Source organism: Streptomyces sp. NPDC005963 (genome assembly GCF_040638655.1).
Classification (GTDB): Bacteria; Actinomycetota; Actinomycetes; order Streptomycetales; family Streptomycetaceae; genus Streptomyces.
Map to the genome: position 1 here is coordinate 12002 of NZ_JBEXVD010000020.1, position 24928 is coordinate 36929.

Annotated in this window: 8 protein-coding genes; 1 reads left to right on the forward strand and 7 read right to left on the reverse strand. The window is 71.6% G+C overall.

The window, feature by feature from the left end; all coding sequences use genetic code 11:
• Positions 1-5 precede the first annotated feature (5 nt).
• The 7 genes from ABZ348_RS23995 to ABZ348_RS24025 all read right to left on the reverse strand — a co-directional run bounded on the left by ABZ348_RS23995 (position 6) and on the right by ABZ348_RS24025 (position 23587).
• The gene (locus ABZ348_RS23995; protein WP_358936260.1) at positions 6-842 is read right to left on the reverse strand and encodes an SDR family oxidoreductase; all 837 of its coding nucleotides are present in this window, start codon (positions 840-842) and stop codon (positions 6-8) included.
• Entirely contained in the window at positions 829-6816 is a 5988-nt protein-coding gene (locus tag ABZ348_RS24000; RefSeq protein ID WP_358936262.1) for an amino acid adenylation domain-containing protein, read from the reverse strand. Before ABZ348_RS24000 ends, ABZ348_RS23995 begins: the two co-directional genes overlap by 14 nt.
• 43 nt (positions 6817-6859) lie before the next feature.
• On the reverse strand, positions 6860-8032 hold the full coding sequence (locus ABZ348_RS24005) for an acyl-CoA dehydrogenase family protein (protein WP_358936264.1): 1173 nt from the start codon (positions 8030-8032) through the stop codon (positions 6860-6862).
• A complete protein-coding gene (locus ABZ348_RS24010; protein WP_358936265.1) occupies positions 8025-14300 on the reverse strand; it encodes a beta-ketoacyl synthase N-terminal-like domain-containing protein in 6276 nt (2091 codons plus the stop codon). Before ABZ348_RS24010 ends, ABZ348_RS24005 begins: the two co-directional genes overlap by 8 nt.
• The gene (locus ABZ348_RS24015) at positions 14297-15703 is read right to left on the reverse strand and encodes a SidA/IucD/PvdA family monooxygenase (protein ID WP_358936266.1); all 1407 of its coding nucleotides are present in this window, start codon (positions 15701-15703) and stop codon (positions 14297-14299) included. The genes ABZ348_RS24010 and ABZ348_RS24015 overlap by 4 nt, the downstream gene beginning before the upstream one ends.
• 113 nt (positions 15704-15816) lie before the next feature.
• Positions 15817-22473: an amino acid adenylation domain-containing protein gene (locus tag ABZ348_RS24020; protein ID WP_358936417.1), complete on the reverse strand. Its 6657-nt coding sequence runs from the start codon at positions 22471-22473 to the stop codon at positions 15817-15819.
• Positions 22474-22714: 241 nt separating this feature from the next.
• Positions 22715-23587 (reverse strand): aspartyl/asparaginyl beta-hydroxylase domain-containing protein, encoded by an 873-nt coding sequence (locus ABZ348_RS24025; protein WP_358936268.1) that lies wholly within the window; start codon positions 23585-23587, stop codon positions 22715-22717.
• Between the two features lie 618 nt (positions 23588-24205).
• On the opposite strand from ABZ348_RS24025, the gene ABZ348_RS24030 reads away from it, so the two are divergent.
• Positions 24206-24841: a GNAT family N-acetyltransferase gene (locus tag ABZ348_RS24030; RefSeq protein WP_358936270.1), complete on the forward strand. Its 636-nt coding sequence runs from the start codon at positions 24206-24208 to the stop codon at positions 24839-24841.
• Positions 24842-24928 lie beyond the last annotated feature (87 nt).

Sequence of the window (24928 nt, forward strand, 5' to 3'; positions counted from 1 at the left end):
TTGTCCTACGCTCGCGCGCCGGCGTTTCCGAGCATTCGGTTCACCTGCTGCGCGAGCGCCCTCGGCAACCGGGACACCGCGGCGATGAACACCTTGTTGCGGAACCCGGGAAGCGAGAACGTCCTTCCCCTCGCGATGTCCGCGAGGCAGCGGTCGACCACGTCGTGCGGCTCCAGCCACCACCCGTCGCCGACCGTGTGCACGTCGATGCCCGCCCGTGCGTGGAACTCGGTGCGGACGAACCCCGGGGCGAGGACCACGACCCGGGTGTTCGTCCCCCGCAGGGCATGACTCAAGCCCTGCGAGAAGTACAGGACCCACGCCTTGGAGGCGGCGTAGGTCGATCCCCGACCCGGCACCAGGCCGGTGATGGAGGACAGGTTGACGACCGTTCCACCGTTGCGCTCCAGCATCACGGCGACGGCGGCGTGGGTGAATTCCTGTGTGCTAGAGACGTTGACCGCGAGTTGGTCACCCAACTCGGATCGGTCCACGGACCAGAAGGCACCCGAGAGCCCGAATCCGGCGGCGTTGACCAGGAAGTCCACACCTTCTTCGATGCGTTCGGCGACGGCCCGGCGGTCGACGGCGGACGACAGGTCCGAGGGCAGCACCTCGCAACGGGTGCCGTACCGAGCGGTCACACCGTCGGCGACCGCGGCCAGCCGGTCCTTGTCCCGGGCGACCAGGACGAGGGAGTACCCCCGCCGGGCGAGCCGGTCAGCGAAGGCGGCGCCCAGACCGGAACTCGCCCCGGTGATCAGGGCGCACCGCTCGGTTGCCCCTCCGGTGACCCGCACGTACGGTCCCCGAGCCGGGGCGGGCGGTTCACTGTTCGTCATCGCCCTCGCCCTCCAGATAGGCGTTCAGTTCGTCATCGCTCAATGCGGCGACCTCCCGGTACAGACCGGCGATCTCCTCCAGGCGTTCGCCGTCCGCCTCGGCGCCGCGCAGCAGGGCCGCGAACTCGCCCGCACTGCGGGTGGAGAACACGCCTCCCGGTCTGATCCGGGCACCGGGCAGGATCTCCCTCAGGTCCAGCACCACGCGCGAGACGATCAGCGAGTCGCCGCCGAGGAGGAAGAAGTTGTCGTGCGGCCCGACCTGGTCCACTTCCAGCTGGCGGGCCCATACATCGCACACCAGCCACTCCAGCGCACTGGTGGGTTGGGGAACGGCCTCGTCCGCCCGTTGTGCGAGGTCGCCGTCCGCACCCGCCGAGTGTTCGCTCTCGTACGCACGCAACAGCGCGGCCCGGTCCACCTTGCCGTTGCGGCTGGTGGGCAGGGTGTCGACCACGATCAACCGCTGGGGGCGCAGTGCCGGTGCGAGTCCGTTCAGGGACCGCTCCCGTACGGTGTGCGGATCGATGCCCTCGTCGAGCACCACGAAGGCGACGAGAGCGCGGAAGGTGCCCGGTACGGTTCCCGGGACCGGGAGGACCGCCGAGCGCCGCACTCCGGGAACGCCGTTGAGGAAGGCGGTCACCTCGCCCGGCTCCACCCGGTGCCCGCGGATCTGCACCTGGTCGTCGGCGCGCCCGATGAACTCGATCAGCCCGTCACGGAACCGCCCGAGGTCACCGGTGCGGAAGTACACCTCACCGGTGTCCGGATCGGTGTGGTGGCGCTCCCGGGAGATGCCCGCCGCGGTGAGATAACCCGGGGTGACTCCCACTCCGGCGACGACCAACTCCCCGCTCGCCCAGGCCGGTCGGTCCCGGAAGTCGCCGTCCACCACGCGGTAGTAGGTCCGGGGGATCGGCCTGCCGTAGGGGACCGTCGACCAGGCGGTGCCGACGGAGTCCGGGCCGTCCACCACATGGGCGATGTTCCAGCCGGTGGTTTCCGTGGGTCCGCCGATGCTCACCGGCCGCACCGCGGGAGCGGCCTGCCGCAACCGGTCCAGCAGGGGCAGCGGCACCCAGTCGCCGCCGGTCAAGACCCACCGCAGCGACGGCAGCCCCGAAGCACCGGCGCCGCCGACCCCGTCGAGCAGCATCTCCACCACCGCCGGCGCGGCACACAGCGCGGTGACCGCGTGCCGCTCGACCGTACGGGCCCACTCCTGGGCGTCGGCGGCACAACCGCGTCCGGCCAGGACGACGGTCCCGCCGGCCCCGAGCACCACGAACAGGTCGAACAGCGAGAGGTCGTGGTGGAGGGATGCCACTGCGAGCGAGGTGTCGCCCGCGGTGAGTCCGAAGTGGTCGATGGTGTGTTCCACACAGTTGGCGAGGCCGTCGAGGGTGATCGGCACGCCCTTGGGCTCACCGGTGGAACCCGAGGTGAACAACACGTACGCCCAGGACGAGCCGTCCCGGTCCTGCGGTGCACCGGGCCACGGCTCCCGCCAGGGCAGTCCGGCCGCACCCGGCACGAGCGGCGAGACGTCCACGCAGGTCACGCCGGGCCAGCCGCCTTCCGGAGCGAGCGTGCGGGTGTGCGAGTCCGTCACCACCACCCGTACCGCCGCCTGCCGCAACACGGTGGCGATCCGCTCGGGCGGCAACTCGGCGTCGATCGGCAGGTATGCCCGGCCGGCTTCCAGCACACCGAGGCAGGACGCGTACTGTCGCCAGCCGCGCTCCACCAGGACCGCCACCGGTTCATCGGTGGTCCTCGTGCTGTCGGCGAGCGCGTCGGCCACGGCCAGCGCCACCGTACGCCCGGCAGCCGCCAGCTCACCGCGGGTCAGGGCGGTGTCGCCGTCGACCATCGCGGGGGCGTCGGCGTCGCGCAGGGCGTGGTCCCGGATCACCGCGTGCGGCCAGATCCCCCGTGCGGTGCGTGCGGGGCCCTCGCCCCGCTCCCGGGCCACGGTCTCGGTGACCGCGGCCACCGGGGCATCGGTCCAGGAGGCCGCGGAGTCGCCGAGGGCCTCCAACTGGGCCACCAACACCCGGAACACCCCGTTCACCACGGCCGGCGGGAACAACTCCTCCACCACGTCCCAGTTGAGGACCAGGGCCCCGTCCCGTTCGCGCAGCAGCAGGTCCATCCACACCTGTGGGGTCTGGCTGAGCGCGTACGTCTCCCGCAGCCGACCGTCGAAGATCGCGTCCACACCGTCGCCGACACCGAGTTCGCTCGTCATCACCACGGGCGCGAGGGCCTCCGTGACACCGCCGTTGCGGCGGATGAGCTCACGGGTGACGTCCATCCCGCTGAAGTGGCGGTGCTCCAGATCACTGAGCAAACGCCGCTGGACGCGCGCAGCCAACGCGTCGAAGGTGTCGACCGCGCCCGTGTCGACCTCCAGCAGGGTGAAGGACGCGCACTCCCCGACGACGTCGTCGATGTCGGGGTGGACTGGATGACGGCTCATGCTCGGCACGTTCAGCAGGAACCGCGGTTCGTCCGACCACTGGGCGAGCGCCCATGCGTAGGCGCTGAGCACGACCGCGGTCGGGGTGAGCCCCCGATGGGCCGCATCCGCGCAGATCCGCGCCCATCGCTCGGGGGCGAGGAGATGGCGCCGGTTGACGAAGACCGGTGAGGCGACGGCGGACGGCTCCCGCACCAGCGGCAGCCGCGGCCCGCCCGGCAGGCTGTCGACCCTCTCCCGCCAGTAGTCGGCCGCGCGGTGGAACTCGGGCTGCTCGCGCAACCGGGCCACCGCTGCCACGTAGTCCCGGAAGGTGGGCGCGTCGGGGGCGGGGGCCAACTGCCCGCGCAGCGCCGCTGACCAGTCGTCGAAGATCACCTGGATGCCGCGGGCGTCCGCCAACAGGGCGTCGATGCTGACGCACATCCGCAGTCCGCGCCCCGGCAGCCTCACGAACACCACGTTGAAGAGGGGGAAGACACCCGGTGGCCGGCTCTCGTGGGACAGCCGGTCCCGTACCGCGGCGGCGGCGCCCGGATCGCCCACGGCGTCGACCACCTCGCAGACGTACGGCGGCACCTCCTCGACCGGCAGCACGCGCTGGGTCATCGTCCGGTCGTCGAAGACCGTCCGGAGCATGTCGTGCCGCGCGATCAACTGCCGCAGTGCGTCCTGAACCGCGGCGATCGAGACGCCGGAGCCGTCGCGGTCCGCAGGGACCGCGCCCGGGGCCGCCTCCACGCCCTCGTACTCCAGGTAGAGGTGGCAGGCCACACCGCCGCCCTCGATGTCGCCGCCGCGCCCGATCAGATACGCCTGCTGCTGGTCGAGGAGGTCGAAGGGTTCGTACCGCTCCTGGGGCCGCGGCCGTAGGGCGGGCTCCTCGCCCGAGGAGACCGGGACGGCGACCCGGGAGGCGACCAGCGCGGCGAGCGCGTCGAAGCGGGAGTGCTCGGCGACATCGGGCACGTTCAACCGGATGCCCAACCTCTGCCGCACCGCGGACACGACCTTGATCGCGGTGAGGGAGCTCCCCCCGACCTGGAAGAAGTCGTCCTCGTCTGCGACCTCGGCGACACCGAGGACCTCCGCCCAGACGGCGGCCAACTCGGCATGGGCACCCACCCGGTGATCGTCGGGTGCCGCTGGGGACACCGCGGTGTGATCGGGCAGCGCCGCCTTGTCCACCTTGCCGCTGGGTGTCAGCGGCAGGGCGGTCAGCAGGACCACGGCCGACGGCACCATGTAATCGGGCAGCTTCTCGCCGAGCCGTTGCCGCAGACGGCCGGCGAGACCGTCCTCGGCGGTGCCGCGCGGTACGACGTATGCCACCAGGACGTTGACGCCGGACGCGTCGCGTCGGGTGACCGTGGCCGCGTTGGCGACCTCCACCTGGTCCAGGAGCCGCGCCGTGACCTCGTCCGGCTCGACCCGATGGCCGCGGATCTTCGTCTGGGCGTCGGCGCGCGTCACATAGGTGAGCGAACCGTCCGGCGACAGGCTCACCAGATCGCCCGTCCGGTACATCCGGGCGCCAGGCGCACCGAAGGGGTCGGCGACGAACCGTTCGGCGGTCAGCCCGGGCCGGCGCAGATAGCCCCGGGACAACTGCGTCGCCGCCGCGTACAGTTCGCCGACCGTGCCCGGCTCGACCGGGTGCAGCTGCGGGTCGAGGACGTACGCACGGCAGGTGTCCAGCAGCGGACCGAGCGCGACCGGGCCCTTCGCGTGCCCACGGCCGCGCTGGGGGAGCGGATAGGCCGTGATGACATGGGTCTCGGTCGGACCGTAGTGGTTGTGCAGGGTGGCGCGCGGGTGTGCGTCGAGGAAGCGGCCGATCCAGTCGTTCATCACCAGTGGCTCGCCCGACTGGTAGACGTGGCGTAGCGCCGGCAGCGACGTTCCCGTCTCACCCGCGGCCCGACACATCTCCTGGAGCATCACCTGCGGACAGAAGAATTCGGTTACCTGTTGGCGGGCCATCAGCGCCACGAGCGCCTCGGGGTCCGTGCGCTCCTGGTCGCGCGGCAGCACCAGGCACTTGCCGGCGGCCAGCGCGGTCAGGATCTCCTGGCTCGCCACATCGAAGTTCAGACTCGCGAACTGGAGGATGCGCGGCTCGGCCTCCGCCGTGGCGGTACGGGTGTGCCAGTCCACCAGATTGCCGATGGCACCGACCGTGTGCACCACGGCCTTGGGCGTGCCGGTGGAGCCGGAGGTGTAGAGGACGTACAACGCGTCGTCGGCACGGGTGTCGGCCCACTCCGGGTCGCCCGAGAGCCCGTCGGCACCGGCGATGTCGATCGCCTCGGTGTTCGGTGCATCCGTGTAGGGGGCGAGGGTCGTCCCGTTGCCGATCACCGTGTCCACACGCGAGTCCGCGGCCATGAACGCCAGCCGCTGCCGCGGATAGGCCACGTCGAGGGGCAGATAGGCCCCGCCCAAGCGGACCACCGCGACGATCGCAGCGATCGCGTCGAGGGACCGCGGCAGGGCGATGCCGACCGTGCTGCCCCGGCCGCAGCCGTGCTTGCGCAGCAGCCGGGCGACCGCGGCCGACCGCTCGTCCAGCGCCCGGTAGTCGACCACGACGTCCCCGGCGAGCACCGCGGGAGCATCCGGGGTACGGGCGAACTGCCGGGCGATGCGCGCGGTCAGGGTGATGGCCTCGGGCGCGGGCGCGCGCTCACCGCGGACCAATCGGTCCACGAAGCGATCGACGTCCGCCGGAGCGACGGACCGCAGATCGTGGTCGACCACGATCACACCGTCCGCGCGCCGCTCGACCGCCAACGGATAGGAGTGCCGCGGGTCCTCGCTGTGTTCGACGATCCGCACCTCGGCCGTCGGGCCGGCCGCGTCCACCGGAAGGCCCCACACCCACGGCCGGTCGAGCAGCAGCGAGCCGCCCGAGGCGTCCGGTGTTTCCACCACCGTGAGCTCGGAGACCGGTGCGGTACGCACCTCACCCGGGCTCACCGCTGGCATCAACTCCCGCAGCCAGGTGTATACTTCGGCCCCGTCCACCGCGGCCGACGGCGTCACCTCGATGCTCCGCCGCCGTGGATAGCGGGCGGCCACGGCGTCGGGACGGCCCGAGGTTGTGGGGGAGGGGCGATCGACTGCCGCAGCCCCGCCCGGGAGCCCCACGCGAGCGCACAACTCACGAGCGACCCCGTACGGGACCGCAGCACTGCCCGGGGTGCGCGGGGCCGCCACCGAGACGAGGTGCAGCGCGCCCCGACCGTCCCCGGGCGCGGGCAGTGCCACCACGCGCAACGTCCAACCGCCGTCCCCGGCAAGGACGCCGTGCCACTGAGCGGCCTGCACCTCACGGAACGCGGCGAGCGCCGCCGCCTCGCCGAGGCCGGTGAGATCCACCACCTCGGCCGTGCCGGGCGAAGCGTCCGGACCGGCCGCGTCCACCCACCGGTGTGCGGGCACGGCACCGCGCACCCGTAGCACGACATGGGCCATCGGTGTCCCCATGGTCAGACCGCCTCCGTACGATGACGTGACACGAACGTGCTCCTCAGAAGATCGAGAGATCGAGCGGGGCGCCGGCGAATCGCCCACCGAGCGACTCGGCACTGGAAACCCCCCGCGGTGGGTGGAACGCCAACGCCCGTGAGGCGGAGATCAGATACGCCACCTCCGGGCCGGTGACGAAGGCCAGTCCGCCGAGCAACCGGGCCAGCCGGGCGCACAGATCGGGCAGCCGCTCCTCGACGAACAGCCGGGCGAGCAGCGCCTGGGTCATGGCGTCCTCAGCGGCGCCGCCCGCATCGAACGTGGCCGCCGCGCGCTCACAGGCGCTGCGACACGCGAACAACTCGGCGGCCAGTTCGCCCAGCGCGCGCCGCTCCACCCGCGGTGCGTGTGCCGCCCGGTCGAACAGCGACTGGGCCGTCCCCAGATAGGTGCCGCAGGCCAGTACCTCGAACCAGGTCCAGGCCCGCACCTGCAACTCGTCCATGCCCCGCTCGGGCCGTCCCCCCGGCACCACCATCTCGGCCGGTACGTGCACCTGGTCGAGGACGACCTCCTCGCTCTCCGCCGCGGCCAGGACCGGACTGCGCCAGAACGGGCGTACCGCGACCCCTTCGATGGCCGCCGGGATGACCGCGAGGGCCACCGTGCCGTCCCGCTCGTCATCGGACCTCACCAGCACGCTGCTGGTGAGGATGTCCATCGAACGCGCCAGGCTGCACGGCTTCTTGGAGCCGCTCAACACATAGCCGCCGTCCTCCTGGACGGTGGCCGTGGTCCGGGGGATCAGCGCGTCGGAACCCCTCCTCGCCTCGGACGAGGCCGAAGCGAGGAGGTGGTCGCGCCGCGCCACGGACGCCAGCAGCGCCCACTGGGGAGCGTCGTCACCGACGTGGACGCGCAGGTACTCCACGAATGACACCACCGCGAGGTGGTGCATCATCGTGCCCACACCCAGGGACGGCGAGAGCGTCGCCAGCGCCGACTGGACCCGCAGCGCATCGCGACAGTCCAGCCCATGACCGCCGTGGCGCGCCGGGATGAGCAGGCCCGGCCCTTTCGCCTTGCGGAACAGATCGAGGACCGGACTGCCCTCGCCCTCCAGCTCCATCAGCCCGTATCCGTCGAGCTCTGTCACCAGGCCCGGCAGCAGGGCGTCGGTGAAGGCTGCATCGGCCTCGGTGAAGGCGCTCCAGCGCCGACCCTGTTCACCCATTGCCGTACTCCTCGCTGCTCGCGGCTACCGCCGTTGCGAACCCGGTCGTCGGGGGTTTCGCCGGCTCGCCGTGGTGTGGTGTGTTCATCGGGGGCGGTGGGACCGCCCCCATCAGGGTTCGCTGCACCCACTGCGCCAGTGACGAGGGGGTGTTGTGCGTCCCGAAGACCTGGACCGGGACCGTCACACCGAGCGCGTCCCGCAACCGTCGCCGCAGGTCGACCGTGGTCAACGAATCGAGGCCCAACTCGGTGAACGTGTGGTGACTGCGCTCCTCGGTGTCCGTGGGGGACAGATGCAACACCCGCGCCACCTCGCTGAGCACCGCAGCAGTTGGGACCAGTCGGGCCGGCTCCGTGAGAGCGCCGTCCGGGGCTGTCCGATCTGGAGTGGTCGGGTCGGGGGCCAGGGACGCGTCCTCGGGCCGGGTCGGCGGTACCGGTGCTGCCACCGACGGCTTGATCCAGAACGGTCGGTGTGCGAACGGGGTCGGTGGCAGATCGACGGGCCCATCGACGGGCGCGCCGAACATGTCCGCCGTCCAACCGACCGGCACGCCCCGCGTCCAGGCCAGCGAGAGGGAGGAGAGGAAGTCACCGTGGGAACCGCGGTCGCGCCGCAGACTGCCCAACACGATCGTGTCCGCGCCGCCGTCCAACCCGTCCAGGGTGGCCGTGATCGGTGTGGTCAGCACCTCGTGCGGGCTGACCTCGATGAACGCGGTCCGCCGGGAACCCGCCACGGCCGCAACCGACCGAGCGAAGTGCACCTCGCCCCGCAGGTTCTCGTACCAGTACGCCGCATCCAGCTCGGTGCCGTCCACGTAGGCGGCCCGGGTGGTGGAGAAGAACGGCGTACGGGCCCTGAGCGGGGAGATGCCGGCCAGAGCGGCCTTCAACTCGGCCTCGACCGGTTCGACCATCGCAGAGTGGGACGCATAGTCCACGGCCACCGTCGCGGTGCGCACACCGGCCGCGGCCAGCCGCTCGACGAGGGCTCCGACGGCTTCCACCGGTCCCGACACCACCGTGCTGCCCGGACCGTTGACGGCCGCGACCTCCACCCGAGCACCGACCGCCGTCGACTTCGCGAGTTCCTCGCGCGCCTGCGGCTCGTCCAGTCCGATGACCGCCATGGCACCGCTGCCCGACAGCCGGGACAGCAGCCGGGCCCTGATCGCAACCACCCGGGCCGCGTCCTGGAGATCGAGTGCGCCCGCCGCATAGGCGGCGGCGACCTCGCCCTGGGAGTGCCCCAGCACCAGGTCCGGCGTCACCCCCGCGGCGCGCCACAGATCCACCAGGCCGGCCATCGTCACGAACAGCGACACCTGGATGCCTTCGAGGCTCCGGGCGCGTCCCGAGTCGTCCGCACCGCTCAACAGGTGCGGGACGGAGAAGTCGACGTACGGGGCGAACGCATCGGCGCAGGCAGCGACGGTGTCCGCGAACACCCTCGACTCGCGCAGCAACCCCCTCGCCATTCCGGCCCACTGCGAGCCCTGCCCCGGGAAGACGAACGCCACCGCACAGTCCCCGCGCGCCTCGCCGAGTGCCACCCGGTCCGTGACCTCACCGCGCAGGGCGGCATCGAGGCCCGCGAGCAGCCCGGCCCGGTCACCGGCGACGACGGACGCCCGGTGCGGCAGAGCGGCCCTGCGCGTCGCCAGCGTCAGTGCGGCGGCCGGCAGCGAAGACCCGGCAACGGCCCTGTCGTCCGCCAGCGCCTCCCGCAACCGCCCCAACTGGTTCCGCAAGGTGCTGCGGTCGCCGGCCGACACGATGAACGGCAGTGCGGGAGAGCCGCCTTCCTGGCCGTGGTCGTCCCGGTCGATGGACCGTCCGCGCGGTGCGCCGACCGCCTCCTCGACGATGAGATGGGCGTTGGTGCCGCTCATGCCGAACGAGGAGATCGCCGCCCGACGTGTCCGAGAGCCCCGCGGCCAGGCCACCGACCGCTCCAACAGCCGCACGCTCGCGGGCCATTCGACCTTGGGAGTCGGGGACTCCGCGTATCGGGTCGCCGGCAGCCGCTCCTCGTGGAACGCGGTGACCATCGCGATCAGACCGCCCACGCCCGCCGCGGCCTGGGTGTGACCGATGACCGACTTCAGCGAACGCAGCAGCACCGGATCGGCATCGGCGTCGCGCACCCCATAGGTGTCGATGACAGCCTGTGCCTCCACCGAGTCGCCGAGGACCGTACCGGTGCCGTGTGCCTCCACCACATCCACGTCCTCGACGTGCAGTCCCGCATCGGCCAACGCCCGGGCGATCACCTGGCGCTGGGCACTGCCGTTCGGGGCGGTCAGCCCGTTGCTCGCGCCATCCTGGTTGACGGCGCTGCCCCGGACGGTCGCGAGGACTCGGAGTCCGCGGCGGTGCGCCTCGGAACGGCGGGCCACCACGACGACGCCCGCACCCTCGCTCCACACCGTTCCGTCCGCGGCGGCGGAGAACGCTCGACAGCGGCCGTCCGCGGCCAGCCCTCCCAGCCGTTGGAACTCCTGGAACATCTTCGGCGTCGACATGACCGTCACCCCGCCGGCCAACGCCAGCTCGCATTCGCCCCTGAGCAGTGAGTTCGCGGCCAGATGGACCGCGACCAGCGACGATGAGCAGGCGGTGTCCACGGTCAGCGCGGGCCCGGTGAGCCCCAGCTGGTAGGAGACCCGTCCGGAGAGGACCGCGTTCGAGGCCCCGGTCAACTCGTGCCCGCCGAGGTCGTCGCCCGCATCCCGGGCGGCCGTCGCGTAGTCCCCGGCCATGGCGCCGAGGAAGACGCCCACGCTCTGCCCGCGCAGGGACTGCGGATCGCAGCCGGCCCGCTCCAACGCCTCCCAACACAGCTCCAGCACGATGCGCTGCTGCGGGTCCATGGCGCGTGCCTCGCGCGGGGAGATCCCGAAGTGGGCCGCGTCGAACCCGGCGACATCGGTGAGGAACCCACCGTGCCGGGGATGGGGTCCGGGCACAGACCAGGCAGGACCACGGTCATCGGGGAAGCCGCCCAGGACCTCCCGGTCGGAGACGGCCAACTCCCACAGCTTCTGGGGTGAGGTGACCCCACCCGGGTAGCGGCAGGCCATGGCGGCGATCACGATCGGATCGCTGCCCTGGCCGCTCTCGCCGTGGGTGTGGGGTGCGGGCGTCACCCGTACGGGAGAAGGCGCTGATCCCGACCGGTGCGTGTCGCGGCCCGCCGATGAGTCGGCGGATGCGGCTGCCGACCGCTCCGCCTGCGGACCGGCCAGATAGGCGGCGAGCGCGGCCGGGGTGGGATGGTCGTAGACGAGTGAGGTCGGCAGTTCGCGCCCGGTGCGCGCGGCGAGTTCCGCCCGGAGCTCCAACCCGAGCAACGACGTCATCCCCAGGTCGGCGAGGGTGTCACCGGCGTTCACGGCATGGGCGGGTCGCACCCCGAGCACCTCGGCGACCGTGCCCAGCACGAGTCCGATGGGATCGCCGCCGGACGCGACCGGGGCTGCCGGCGGTGCCGTGGAGCCGGCGGGTACGGCAGGGGTGCCGTCCGAGCCGGGCCAGTACCGCCCGCCCGTGAACCGGTGCGTGGGCAGCGCGGCCCAGTCACCGTGACCGAGCCCTGGCAGTTCGGCCCAGTCGACGTCCTGGCCCTGGACGTGCGCCAGTACCAACGACTCCAGGAACGCCCCGTATTCGTCGGAACCGTCCCCGAGCAGCGAACCCGCGGCAGGCGCAGTGGCGACGCCCTGGTTCACGGTCCCGGCGGCGCCGCGCACCATGGCCGTGAGGGTCGCACCGGGACCGAGTTCGAGGAAGAGCGAGGTCCCGGCAGCGGTTAGCTCGCCCAGGCAGTCCCCGAAGCGGACGGTGTGCCGGATGTGGTTCACCCAGTACTCCGCGGTGCGCAGCTCGTCGCCGTCGGCGAGTCGGCCGGTCACATTGGACACCACCGGGAGGGTGGGCGTGCCGTAGTCGACATGCGCAGCCACGGCGCGGAACTCCGCCAGGACCGCGTCCATGTGGTGGGAGTGGAAGGCATGGGCCACCTTCAGCACCCGGGTGCGATGACCGCGGTCGCGCAGCACCCCGGCGCAGGCGAGGGTCGCCCCGCGGTCCCCGGAGATCACGGTGCCCGCCGGACCGTTCACTGCGGCGACGCCCGCACCCGGATGGTCGGCGAGCACCGCGCGGACCTCCTCCTCGGACGCCTCCACGGCCACCATGACCCCGTCCGGGTCGGCCTTGGCCATCGCCGCACCGCGCGCGAGGACGAGCCGGACCGCATCGGCCAGGGGCAGGACGCCGGCGGCGTGCGCGGCGGCCAGCTCTCCCACGGAGTGCCCGCCCACGGCGTCCGGCACCACGCCCACCTCGATGAGGCTGTTGTGGAGGGCTACGCCCACCGCGAACAGGGCGATCTGGGTGTACCGCGTGGCGTGTACGAGTGCCTCGGCGCCGGCTGCACTGGCGGTGTCAGCGGTGTCGTTCGCGGATGGGGACGGATCGAGCACCACCTGGTGCAGGGGCACGTCCATCAACGGGTCGGCGACAGCGGCGATCGCATCGAAGTGCCGGGCGAAGGACGGCAGACGACGGTACAGCTCCGCCCCCATGCCGGGGCGCTGACTGCCCTGACCGGGGAAGAGGAACGCGGTACGGGCCCTGGGGCCGGCGCCGTGCCGGATCGCACGGTCCCGCTCGCCGTCCGCGATCGTCCGCAGTCGCTCGCGCAGCTCCTCGGCGCTGCGGACGGTGAATCCGCAGCGCTGCGGCAGCCGGGCCCGCCGCGTTGCGAGCGTACGGGCCACGGCTACCAGCCCTGCCGCGTGCCCGCGGCCGTCCGGCGCCGCGGCCCACTCCGCGAGCGCCGCCGCCCCCAGTCGGAGGGACTCCTGGCTTCCCGCGGAGAGCACCACCGGTACGGGCACCACCGCCGTACCGGTGTCCTCGCCGCCCGGGCCGCCCGGCTCCGGAGTCGATGCGTCCACTGGGTACGCGGCCAGCACCACATGGCAGTTGGTGCCGCCCATGCCCACGGAGCTGACGCCCACCGGTGCACCCGCGCGCAACGGAACCGGCTGTGCCGGAACCGCGATGCCCGCCTCGGCCAGCCGCCGCACCAACGCCCCGCCGAGATGTCCGGCGGTGCCCGGCACGACACCGTGCCGGGCGACCAGCACCGCCTTCACCAGCCCGAGCAGACCGGCCGCCCCTTCCAGATGGCCCGTGCTCGTCTTGAGGGAACCCACCAGCAGGCGGCGTCGCTCCGGGCCGTGCACCGGCCCCTTCGAGCCCAGGCCGAACACCCTCAGCAGGGCGCCCGCCTCCACCGAGTCCCCGACCGGAGTCCCGGTGCCGTGGAGCTCCACGAACCCGAGGTCGCCCGGCTCCAGCGCCGCGACGGCCAAGGCCCGGCGCATCGCCCGGGCCTGCCCCTCGGCGGTCGGGACGACGAGCCCTTCCCCACCGCCGTTGTTGGTGACGGCGGAGCCCTTGATGACCGCATGGACCCGATCGCCCGCCCGCACGGCGTCAGCCAAGGGGCGCAGGACGACCGCGGCCCCGCCCTCGCCGCGGACGTAGCCGTCCGCGGAGTCCTCGAACAGGGTGGCCCGTCCGGAGGGGGACTGACCGCCGAAGGAAGCCGTCGCCGTGGCCGCTTCGGTGGAGAGGTTCAGATTGACCCCCACCACCAGCGCCCCCGTGCAGTCACCCGCCCGCAGGGCGAGCACCGCCTGGTGGACGGCGACCAGCGACGAGGACTGTCCCGAGTCCACGACCACGCTCGGTCCGCACAGACCGAACACATGGCTGATCCGGTTCGCCATGACCGACGGCGCCCAACCCGCCAGGGACGACGGACCGATCGGTGCCAGCCGGCCGGCCGCGTGCTCCATCGCCCAGTCCGCGCCCATCGAACCGACGAACACGCCGAACTCCGCGTCACGCGGGGCACCCGGCACCTCCCCGGCGTCCTCCAGGGCCGCCCAGCCGAGCTCCAGGGCCCACCGCTGGTGCGGGTCCATGACGGTCGCCTCACGTGCGGACACACCGAACACCTCGGCGTCGAACCGGGCCACGTCGTCGACGTAGGAACCCTGTTCGGACTGGTGCAGCAGACCCGTGGGGATGGCGGTCCGGTCGAAGCGACCGTCCGGCGCCCGCCCATCGGCGCGCCGGCCGTCCAGCAGGAGTCGCCAGAGCTCCTCGGGCGTCTGTGCGCCCGGCACCCGGCAGGCGAGACCGACGACGGCTATGTCGTCGTCCCACGTCCTGCGGTCGCTCATGCCTCACCACCGCGGTGCACCGCTGCGGAGACGGCCCGGCCCCGACCGTCGAAGGCTGCCGGCTCCAGACGGTCGGCGGATCCCGAACCGGCCGCGACCGCCCTCCCGCCGTGCGTCGACCCCAGCACCCGGTCGGAGAGCAGCCCCAGCGAGCTGAGGTTGGCGAACCCCGGACCCTGCTCGTATCCCGCGAGCGTCGGCAGCAGCAGTCGGGGGCTGACGCCGGTCAGGGCGAGGTCGGGACCGATGCGCCGCTCCAGCGCCCGCACCCCGTCGCTCGCATCGCCGATCGACCGGTACACCGCCTTGCGCGCCGCCGTTCCGAGCAGGTCCAAGAACCAGTCGGGGCGTGCGCCGGTGGCATCGATGACGACGTCGTACCGCAACACGCGGTCCGTGCGGCCCGGGTTGCTGAGGACCAACTCGGTCTGACCGTCCACGCGGCGCAGCGAGACCACGGTGCCCTGCTGGTGCTCCACTCCCGCATCGGTGGTGATCGCCCCGATGGCGCGGGGCGAGAACACCCCGCGGTCGGTGCGTGCGATGACGTCCCTGCGGTCCTGCTCCGACAGTTCGCGCCAGCGCTCGGGGCTGGAGTACAGGGCGTTCTCGAAGTAGCCCTCACCCCGGCTGTAGACCACCGGCTGCGGGCTGATCACTGTCGTCGGCCCCGCGTGCTGGTGCATCAGGTACTCGACGATCGCCGCGGCCGTCTCCCCGCCGCCGACCACCGCGACGCTCGGCTCGGCCACGCCCGTGTCCAGGCCCAGCCGCCAGAACTCCTCCACGCTGCACGTGGCGTCACCGGCCAGCAGACCGTCATGCGGACCGGGCCCGCTGATCATCACCTGGTCGAGGTGGAGCGTCGCCTCACCGCCCTCGGCACCTTCGACGGTCACTTCCCACCGTCCGTCGGACATCTCCAGGGCGCATACCGAGCCGCGCACCAGGGGGAAGTCCATCTGGTCGGCCGCCCACCGCAGATAGGCGGCCCAGGTGGAGTGACGGGGACTGGGGCGACCGCTGTCCACCCAGGTGGCGTACTCGCCCCGGGAGACCAGATAGCCGGCCCAGCTGAACTGCTGCATCCGGGTGTTGATCTCGGTCGTCAGCGGACCGTACACATCGGACGCGTAGGGGAATCCGAGGTCCTTCTCGGGACTCGTGGACAGCCGGGGGCGACCGTTGGTGCGCCCGCCCACCGCCGTCCAGTTGGCCCCCACGCCGTGGGGTTCCACCACCACCACGCGGGGCACCGGAACGCCCAGTTCGCGCAGGACCTGACTCTTGGCGGCCGTTGCCAGTGCCTTCGGTCCGGCACCCACGACACCGAGCAACCCGTGTGGGTCGCGGTGGCCGGTGCCGAAGCGACGTCGGGCTTCCTCCAGGGAGAGCGGCTCCATCGACTCAGTGCTCCAGCTTTCTCTCGGGTGTGCTTCGGGTGGGGTGTGAGGGGGGCGCGGTGGTCCGCGCCGAGGGCATGGGCCGGGGCGACGGCCTGCGTACGCGAGGCACGTCAGTCACGCCCCCAACTGCCCAGCAGGGCCGCAAGGGTGTCCTTGTCGAGCCCTGATGCGTCGGTCGTCGACACGGGCTCGTCCGCAGGTCGGGCGTCCGCCCGGGCCGCGTCGGCCGTCGCCCGGTCGCAGGCCGCGGCCAACTCGCCGACAGTCGGGTGCTCGAACACCATCTGCGCGGTCAACGGCAACCCCCGGGACCTGGCCCGGCTCGCGAGTTGGACCGAGATGATGCTGTCGCCGCCGAGGGCGAAGAAGCCGTCGGAGCGACCCACCTCCTTGGCGTCCAACACGTCCTCGAACAGTGCGGCGACCGTCCGTTCGGTCTCGCTCCGCAAGGGCTCGTGCGCACCCTCGGTGCGCACCTGCGGTTCGGGCAGCGCGGGCCGGTTCAGCTTCCCCGAGCCCGTCAACGGCATCGCGTCCAGCACCGTGATCACCGCTGGATGCAGATACGACGGCAACTCCTGCGCGAGGCGTTCGCGCACCGACGCCACCACGGCGTCACGGTCGGCCGTCGGATCGACGAGGGTGATGTAGCCGGCGAGCGTGGTCGACCCGTGGACCTCGTGGGTACGGGCCGCAGCCGCTGCTACCTCGGGCACGGCGCGCAACGCCGTCTCGATCTCACCGAGTTCGACCCGGATGCCCCGCAGCTTCACCTGGTGGTCGGTGCGCCCGCCGAACACCAACCGTCCGTCGGCGCTCCACATCGCCCGGTCCCCGGTGCGGTACAGGAGCTCCCCAGGACGCGAGGCGTACGGGTTGGGCAGGAAGCGTGCCGCGGTCAGCCCGGGTTGGCGCCAGTAGCCGCGCGCCACCTGGTGGCCCGCCGCGTACACCTCCCCGGGTACGCCCACCGGGCACGGATTGAGCCGTGCGTCGAGCACCAGGACCCGGGACCCGTCGACGGGCGTGCCGAGGTGCAGTCCCTCCTCGTGCAACCGGCCGCGCACCACGCCACCGCTCAGCTCGGTGGCACCGTAGTTGTTGATGATCTCGCTGTCCGGGGCTGCGGCCCGCAGCCGTTCCAGCAGCGCGCCCGTCATGGGCTCACCGCTGGTCACCCAGCGCGGCACCGAACGCACCGCCTCGGGCGACACCCCCAACAAGGCGTTGATCGCCGTGGGAACGGCCGTGACCTGGCCGATCGGATTCCCCTCGATCAGCCGCACCAGACTGCCCACGTCCCGGGCCTCGTGCTCGTCCGCGAGGAGGAGCTCGGCGCCCGCGATCAGACCCGCGAGGATCTCGCACCCGCCGTCGTGGAAGCTCAGCCAGCCCTGGCACAGACGGACGTCGGGCGCGGCGATCGGATAGCGCACCGGCTGCCAGGTCAACCGTGCCGCATAGGCGCGATGGGTGCCGATGACGCCCTTGGGCACGCCCGTCGAGCCCGATGTGTAGAGGAAGTACGCGATGTTCTCCCCGCGGGCCCGCCGGGACACCTCCATCGGCAGCCGCTCGGCGGACTGCGCGGCGAGCGCCGCGATCACCTCCGGTGCGTCCAGCACCAACCGCGGTGAGGCGGCCGAGTCGGGCAGTTCCACCGGGGCGTCCGACCGGGTCACCACGGCCACCGGTGCTGCGTCCGAGATCATGAAGTCGAGCCGGTCCGCGGGCAGCCGCATGTCCAGGGGCAGATAGGCCGCACCCGTCTTCACCACCGCGAGGAGCGCCACCACCATGTCCACCGACCGCGGTACGGCGATGGCCACGAACCGCTCCGGGCCCGCGCCGTGCTCGATGAGGAGCCTGGCCAGCCGGTCGCTGCGCTCGTGCAGCCGTCCGTAGTCGATGGTCTCGCCCGCGCAGTCCACCGCGGTCCGTGCGGCGGCGCCCGGCTCGTCGAACAGACTGCGACTGCGTTCGATCAGCTCCGAGAGCGTTTCGGCCCGCTCGGGCACGGCCTGCGGGCCATGGCTCCACCCATCGAGGACCAACTCCCGCTCCTGCGCCGGGACCAGGTCCAGTTCGTGGAGTCGGACCCCGGGATCGTCGACGACGGCACGCAGCACCAGACCCAGACCCTCGACCAACCGGGCCACCGCGTCCTCGTCGTAGAGGTCACGGCGGTAGATCATCTCCCCGCCCCAGCCGCCGGTGCCCGAATCGGGCTGGAAGTTCACCGACAGGTCGTACTTGGCCGTCGCGGTGTACTGCGGCACCAGCCGCCAGTCCAACTCCTCGGTGATGTGCTGCACCAACTCTTCGTCGCGCAGTTGCACCAGGACCTGGAAGAGCGGATTGACACTCAGCGAGCGCTCCACCCCGACCGCGTCCACGACCTGCTCGAACGGCAACTCCGCGTGCGCGTAGGCGTCCACCGCGCGCTGCTTGGCCCGGGTGACGACCTCCTCCACGGTGGGGTCGCCCGAGAGGTCGTTGCGCACCACGAGGAGGTTGACGAAGAGTCCCACCACCTCGTCGAGCGCTTCGTCCGGACGGTTGGCCACCGGAGTGCCGAGCGGAACGTCCTCTCCCGCACCCCAGAGTCCGAGCAGTACGGCGACGGCGCTCTGGAGCACGATGAAGGGCGTGGCGCCGGTCCGCTCCGCCAGACGCTCCACCCCGGCGCGCACCGACCGGTCGAACGTGAAGGGGGCGATCCCTCCGGCGCTGTCGGGCTGGGCCGGCCTGGCCCTGCCGAGCAGGACGGACGTGTCCTGGGGCAGGTCCGCCAGATAGGTGCGCCAGAACGCGCGGAGCGCCTCCGGGTCCTGCTGCCCGTCGATGTCCGTCGGATCCGTACCGGCGAGTCGCTTGCTCTGCCACACGGCGTAGTCGGCGTACCCCACGGCCAGCGGCGCGAGCACCGGTGTGCCGTCCGCTCCCGCACCCTGGCGCAGCGCCTCGTAGGCCCGGGTCACATCGGCCACCAACACCCCGGCCGACACCTCGTCGCAGATGATGTGGTGCACCAGCAGCGACAGGACGTGCCGCTCGGGAGCCACGCGCAGCAAAGCAGCCCTGAACGGGCGCTCGGTCGCCAGGTCGAAGGGGTGTTCGGCGGCCCGGGCGAGGGCGCCCGCCACCTCGTCCTCGGTCACCGCGGTCACGGGCAGTTCGACCCCATGGTCCGGCAGGACGCGCTGATGGCTGATGCCCTCCCGGTCGGGGAAGACCGTCCGCAGGGCCTCGTGCCGCCGCAGGACCTCCTCCAGCGCTCGGCGCAACAGTGCGGAGTCCAACGGTCCGTCGATCTCCAGCGCGACGGGGACGTTGTAGGTGGTGCTGGACTCCTCGATGCGGTCGACGAACCAGATGCGCTGCTGGGCGGGGGAGAGCGGCGGCTCGGCGGGGCGCGGACCGAAGGTCAGGGCGCGCTGCTCCACGGCGGGCGCACCCGATGTGACCAGTCGGGCGAGTGCCGCCGGCGTGGCCTGGGTGAAGGCGTCACGGACGCCGATGTGCACCCCGAGATCGCGGCGGATGCGCGAGATCAGTCGGGTCAACAGCAGCGAGTGGCCGCCCAGTTCGAAGAACGAGGTGTCCGCGCCGATCCGCCTGCCTCCGACCGAGGGCGTCTCATGGGCGGGGGCTCCGGACGGGTCGGTGCCCTGTCCGAGGAGTTCGGCGAACAGCAGTGCGATCTGCAGCTCGGCGCCTTCGCGCACCGGCCGGAAGGCAGTGGACTCTGCGGCGGGCGGCTCGGGCAGCGCCCGGCGGTCGGTCTTGCCGGCTGGGGTCAGCGGGAGTTCGTCGAGGACGACGAAGGCACTGGGCACCATGTGCGCCGGCACCGTGGCCGCAAGGCGCTCCTTGACGGCTTCGGCGTCGAGTTCCCCGCCGCCCTCCGGAGTGAGGTAGGCGACCAGTCGACTGCCCGTGTGGGCGTCCTCGCGGGCCACGACCACGGCCTGGCCGACCTGTTCGTCCGCGCGCAGCACGGCTTCGATCTCACCTGGCTCCACCCGGAAGCCGCGGATCTTGACCTGGTCGTCGGCGCGTCCGATGAACTCCAACGCGCCGCTGTCGGTGAAGCGCGCCAGATCTCCCGTGCGGTAGAGCCGTGCGCCGGGAGTCAGCGGGCTCGGTACGAACCGCTCGGCAGTCAGGGCGGAACGCCCCAGGTAGCCGCGGGCCAGCGAACCGCCCTCGATGTAGAGCTCACCCACCTCGCCGAGCGGCGCGAGCCGTAGGTCGGCGTCGAGGACCAGCGCCACATTGCCCCACTTGGGGGTGCCGATGGGCACGATCCGATGGCCCTGCGGGGCGACGACCGGATAGCCCGTCACGGACTGGGTGGTCTCGGTGGGGCCGTAGAAGTTGGCGAGGGTCACCTCGCTGTGGGCGCTGAAGCGCTCCCTCACCCGGTCGGCGAGTTCCCCGGGGAGGGCCTCGCCGCCCACCGGCAGCCAACGCAGCAGGGGCAGTCGCGCATCGGGTGCAGCGGCGGCCAGGTAGTGGAGGAAGCTCGGCACCGCGTGAACCACGGTCGCATTCAGTTCCGCCAGCTCGACGAAGAGGGCGTCGAGGTCCCGTTCGGCGTCGGGGCGGGCCACGAGGACCTCACCGCCCGCGGCCAGCGGCCCGAAGAGCTCGCCTATGGAGACATCGAACGCGGGGGAGGCGAGCTGGAGCCAGCGCACGTCCTCCAACCGGGCGTGCGTGGCGGCGAAGTGCGAGAGCAGCCACTCCAGATGGTCGCCGAGGGCCGCATGGCTGGTGCCGACGCCCTTGGGGCGTCCCGTGGAGCCCGAGGTGTAGATGATGTACGCGAGGTTGTCCCGCCGCAGCGGGCGCACCCGGTCCCGGTCGGTGAGGTCGCCCGCACCGGCCAGTGCGGAGACCTGTGTGTCGAAAGCCGCCGATGTCACCACCGTGCGGGGCACGGTGCTCGACGGTATCGCCGCATCGGTCGTGGCCGAGGTGAACAGGTGCCGCGGACCGGCGTCGGCCAGCAGCCGCGTCAACCGTTCCTCGGGATGGGCGATGTCCAGGGGGAGGAGGACGGCTCCCGACTTCAGCACGCCGAGGGCGATGCTCACGGCGGTGAACGAGCGCTCCAGCGCATACGCCACCACGTCCTCCGGGCCCATGCCCTGGGCCGCGATCCACCGGGCCACCGCATTGGCCCGGTCGTTGACCTCGCCGTACGTCAGGGTCCCTTCGGCGCCGCGCAGTGCCACCGCGTCGGGGCGCAGCGCGGCCTGTCGCTCGAACCGCTCGACCACACCGGGAGCGGGACCGTCGAGCACGGGGGCCGTGCCGTGGGCGAGGATGACCCCGTACTCCTCGTCGGTGACCAGGCTCTGGTCTCCGAGGGCCACGTGCGGAGCGGCGAGCCCGGCGAGCAGGGTGCGCCGGGTCGACTCGACCAGGGACCGCACGGTCTGTTCGCCCACCGCATCGGGTATGTACTCGAAGCGGATCACCCAGCAGCCGTCGGGCTCCTGACGTGCCATCACCGACAGCGGTGCCTGGGCGATTCCGGTACGGGCCGGGAGGGGCCGCACATCGACTCCCGGCAACGTCAGCGGTACCTCGGCCCCCTCGATGCCGAAACTGATCTCCACCGGCTGGACCCTGCCCGAGGCCCCGAGCAACCGGATCGCCTCGTCGTACTCCAGGTCCTGGTGGTCCAGTGCGTCCACGACGACCCGGCCCACCGAACCCAACGCGTCCTCGAAGCTGCCGCGCGGATCGGTGTCGAGGGCGAGGAGCAGCACATTGCCGAAGTAGCCGAGCGTACGGGCGGTGTGTCCGCTGTCGCGCCGCAACACCGGCGTGCTGATCAGGGACCGTTCGCTGCCCGTGTGCCGGCGCAGCGCGGCGGCGAAGGAGGTGAGGAGGACCGTGAAGGCGGTGGTTCCCGCGGTCCGGGCGAGGGCGTCCAGGGACGCGGACTGCGTCGCATCCAAACCCACTTCCACCGCCTCGGCTTCCGCGGTCTGCTGATCGGCCGCGGTACGACGGTCGAGCCCTGCGGCACCCGAGGCGCGCGTCAGCGTCTTCGCCCAGTGCCGGCGCAGCGCCGGTAGGGAGCCCTTGACCTCGTCCTCCACGGCACGTGACGCCTGGGGGTACCCGGTCGTCGGCGCGGGGTGTCCCCCCTGGTAGACGGCGGCCAGATCCTCGAAGAACACCCGCCAACAGGCGTCGTCCCAGGCGATGTGGTGCACCACCAGCAGCAAGGTGTGCCGGTCGGGGCCCTGCGCGTACACGGTGACCCGCAGGGGGTGGCCGGACTCCAGGTCGAAGGGGGTGCGCAGATCGGTACGGAGCAGGGCCTCGACGTCCGCGTCGCGCGCGTCGACCTCGACCAGCTCCAAGCCGTCGGACAGATCGGGGATCGCGAGCAGTTCGCCGGCCTCGGTGAGCGCGTACCGGGTGCGCAGGACCTCGTGGTGGGCGACGACGGCCCGCAGCGCGGCGGCGAGGGCGGGGAGGTCGAGCGGGCCGTCGAGGCGCAGGGCGGTGCCCACGTTCAGCGCGGCACCCGTGGGGTCGCTCGCGTGCTGCAACCACAGACGCTGCTGGGCCGTGCTGGTTCCCGACGGAGTGTCGGTGTCCGCCGCCCCCTCCGCGGCGGACACAACCGTGTGGTTGTCATTCCCACTGTCCTGGCCGGCCAGTCCACTCGCGGCGATGCGTTTGCGCAGCGCTGCGAGCCGTCTTTCGTGATCGTCCTTGTTCCTGGCCGTGTTGCGCATCCCCACGTGCCCCTCCCTGTCGCTGACCGACCGTTGTGGTCGACCGTCCTCGGTCCGTTCGCGGGGCGGCACAGGACCGCGCGGTGCGCCCCACCGCACCGGCGTGTTCCTTCATGCCGCCCGATTCCCGCAGCCCGCTCGGGCGTTCGTTCACCGTGTTCGCCACGAGCCCGCCGCCCGCCGCCGTCCGCGCGGTGCGCGGTCGAGCGGTGCCGTGGCGGTTGGCGCTCGTGGCCGGAGCTCAGCCCCAGGAGTTCACGGTGAAGCGCTCGCTCAGTGCACGGGCACCGATGGCGTATTCGCGCAGCTCTTTGGCCTTTCCGACGAGGAGTTCGTCGCCCGAGGTGACAGCGATGTCAGCAAGCCATTCGTAGGTCGCCTCTGCGGGCACGTCATAACGGAAGTGGACTTTGGAGAGGAGGAAGAGGAATTCCTTGAAGTTCGAGCGGTCGACGACCTGTCCCAATCCCTTGATGGCGTCGAGCCGGGCCACGGGCAGGGGTGGCCGCTCGATGATCTGGGCATCGGTCGACGGCCGGTAGCGGGAGGCGTCACGGAAGACGTCCGACTCCTCGTAGGCACCGTCGAAGGCGAAGTCCACACAGAGCATCTGCCGGCTGTCCGGCGAGAAGTTGGCCGCCGCGTGCACCGATCCCGCATCGAGGAACCAGATCTCACCCGGCCGCATGTTGATGACCGTGTCGTCATTGGAGTGCAGGGCGGCGGCGTTCTCCTCCAGGAACATCAGCACCCGGAAGTACTGGTCCGCCTCCCGGTCCAGTTCCACGAAGTCCCGGTGGGGAATGACGACCGCGTCCACGAGGTTGCGGGTGCGCACCATCGTGATGTGGTCGGTGTTGAAGGTGCTTTCCACCAGGTCACGCAAGTAGGAACAGTTCTTGCCGTGTTCGGTCAATTGGGCGGGCGAGTCGGTGTCGCGGTAGAGGTCGTCCCCGGAGTCACCGGTGCTGTTCCACAGGGGGAGGTTCTTCCAGTAGCCGTTGCTGAACTCGTCGTAGCCCTCTTCGCCGCGGGGCAGAGAGCTGAGGTATTCGAGGTCCCTGGACAGGAGTGTTTCGTCCAGGTCGATGCGTCCCAGGATGTGTGATCTCAAGACTGACATCACCTTTCCGAATCGTGTTGCGGGCACGGGCCTGGTTGCCTTCGCTCCCGCACTGGTCAAGTGCCGTGGACATGCCTCTTCCGCGGCACACCCCAAGGCCCGCTGCCGGCGGGCGACGTGGTGCCGGTTGCCCCGAGACAGAACGGGGCCCGCGATGTGTTGTGGTGTTGGGGTGCGCCGGGTGCGGCATCCGGGTCGACATCGGCTCCAGTCCGTCGAGCCGACGTGGCCAGACGCTATCCATGACTTGAAAGTTCGGCAAGGCTTACCTAAGTTGATCTCCAATATTACACACAGATCACCCCTCATCGACATCCCGGCGTGACGGGCATCACTCACAACTGGCTCAACAGTGTGACGAGTTGACATAGGGTCGCCGGCGGTGGGGTGATGGTGATCTCCTTGTCGACCCGGTCAGCCGACTGGAACAATCCCGGGGGAGTGTGAGCCCCGAGGGCCGGGGCTCGCCCCGTGTTCGGTGCTGCACCGCCCTCACCGGGCGGGTCATTCCGTCGTGTCCCCATCCCAACGGGGACACACGTGCGCCCCGATCCGGGGTCCGATCCCACCCCCCACCCGACACAGCCGTACCAACCGTGGAGTGTCACGTTGAACCCAACCGAGACCTATCCGGTCCTGCCCCGCTATGTCACGGAAGGGCTGCCCGCGTCCTGGCTCGAAGTGCCCGCACCCCCCGCCGACTTCGTCCGTGGGGACCTCCGGTACCGGCTGGTGCGGGCGGACGGTCCGGACGTGCCGATGATCTGGGAGTGGATGAACCGGCCCCACACCGCCAAGGGCTGGGAGTACGACTGGCCCCTGGAGCGCTGGCAAGCGCACATAGACGCCCAATTCGCTGCCGAGTACTCGCGCCCCATCATCGTGGAGAGCGCCGGGCGGCCCATGGCCTACATGGAGTTCTACCGGATGGCCCAGGACGTCGTCGGGCACCACTACCGGGCGGCGGCACACGACCTGAGCATGCACCTGGCGATCGCCGACCTGGCGGACACCGGTCGCGGCCTCGGCAGCAGGATCATCGGAGAGGTCACCGATGAGTTCTTCCTGCGCGACCCGCTCTGCAATGCGGTCGTCTACGAACCCGACGCGGTGAACGCGGCGTCCCGCAGGATGATCGAGAACAACGACGCCACCTGCCTGGGCGAGGTCCAGGTCCGTCACCGCAAGATCGCCCTCTACGCCAAGGCGAGGGAGGGGCACCCGCTGCCGCGCATCGAACCCTGATCCGGGGCACGGTAGGCGCACATCGCGCCGCTCACACAAAGGGATGCGAGTTCCGCACGACGGAGGTCAACTCCCTCCGGTCCCGGC

Bases quoted from the DNA above. Each gene is read 5' to 3' on its own strand.
- ABZ348_RS23995 (WP_358936260.1), bottom strand. From the start codon at position 842: ATGACGAACAGTGAACCGCCCGCCCCGGCTCGGGGACCGTACGTGCGG.
- ABZ348_RS24000 (WP_358936262.1), bottom strand. From the start codon at position 6,816: ATGGGGACACCGATGGCCCATGTCGTGCTACGGGTGCGCGGTGCCGTG.
- ABZ348_RS24005 (WP_358936264.1), bottom strand. From the start codon at position 8,032: ATGGGTGAACAGGGTCGGCGCTGGAGCGCCTTCACCGAGGCCGATGCA.
- ABZ348_RS24010 (WP_358936265.1), bottom strand. From the start codon at position 14,300: ATGAGCGACCGCAGGACGTGGGACGACGACATAGCCGTCGTCGGTCTC.
- ABZ348_RS24015 (WP_358936266.1), bottom strand. From the start codon at position 15,703: ATGGAGCCGCTCTCCCTGGAGGAAGCCCGACGTCGCTTCGGCACCGGC.
- ABZ348_RS24020 (WP_358936417.1), bottom strand. From the start codon at position 22,473: ATGCGCAACACGGCCAGGAACAAGGACGATCACGAAAGACGGCTCGCA.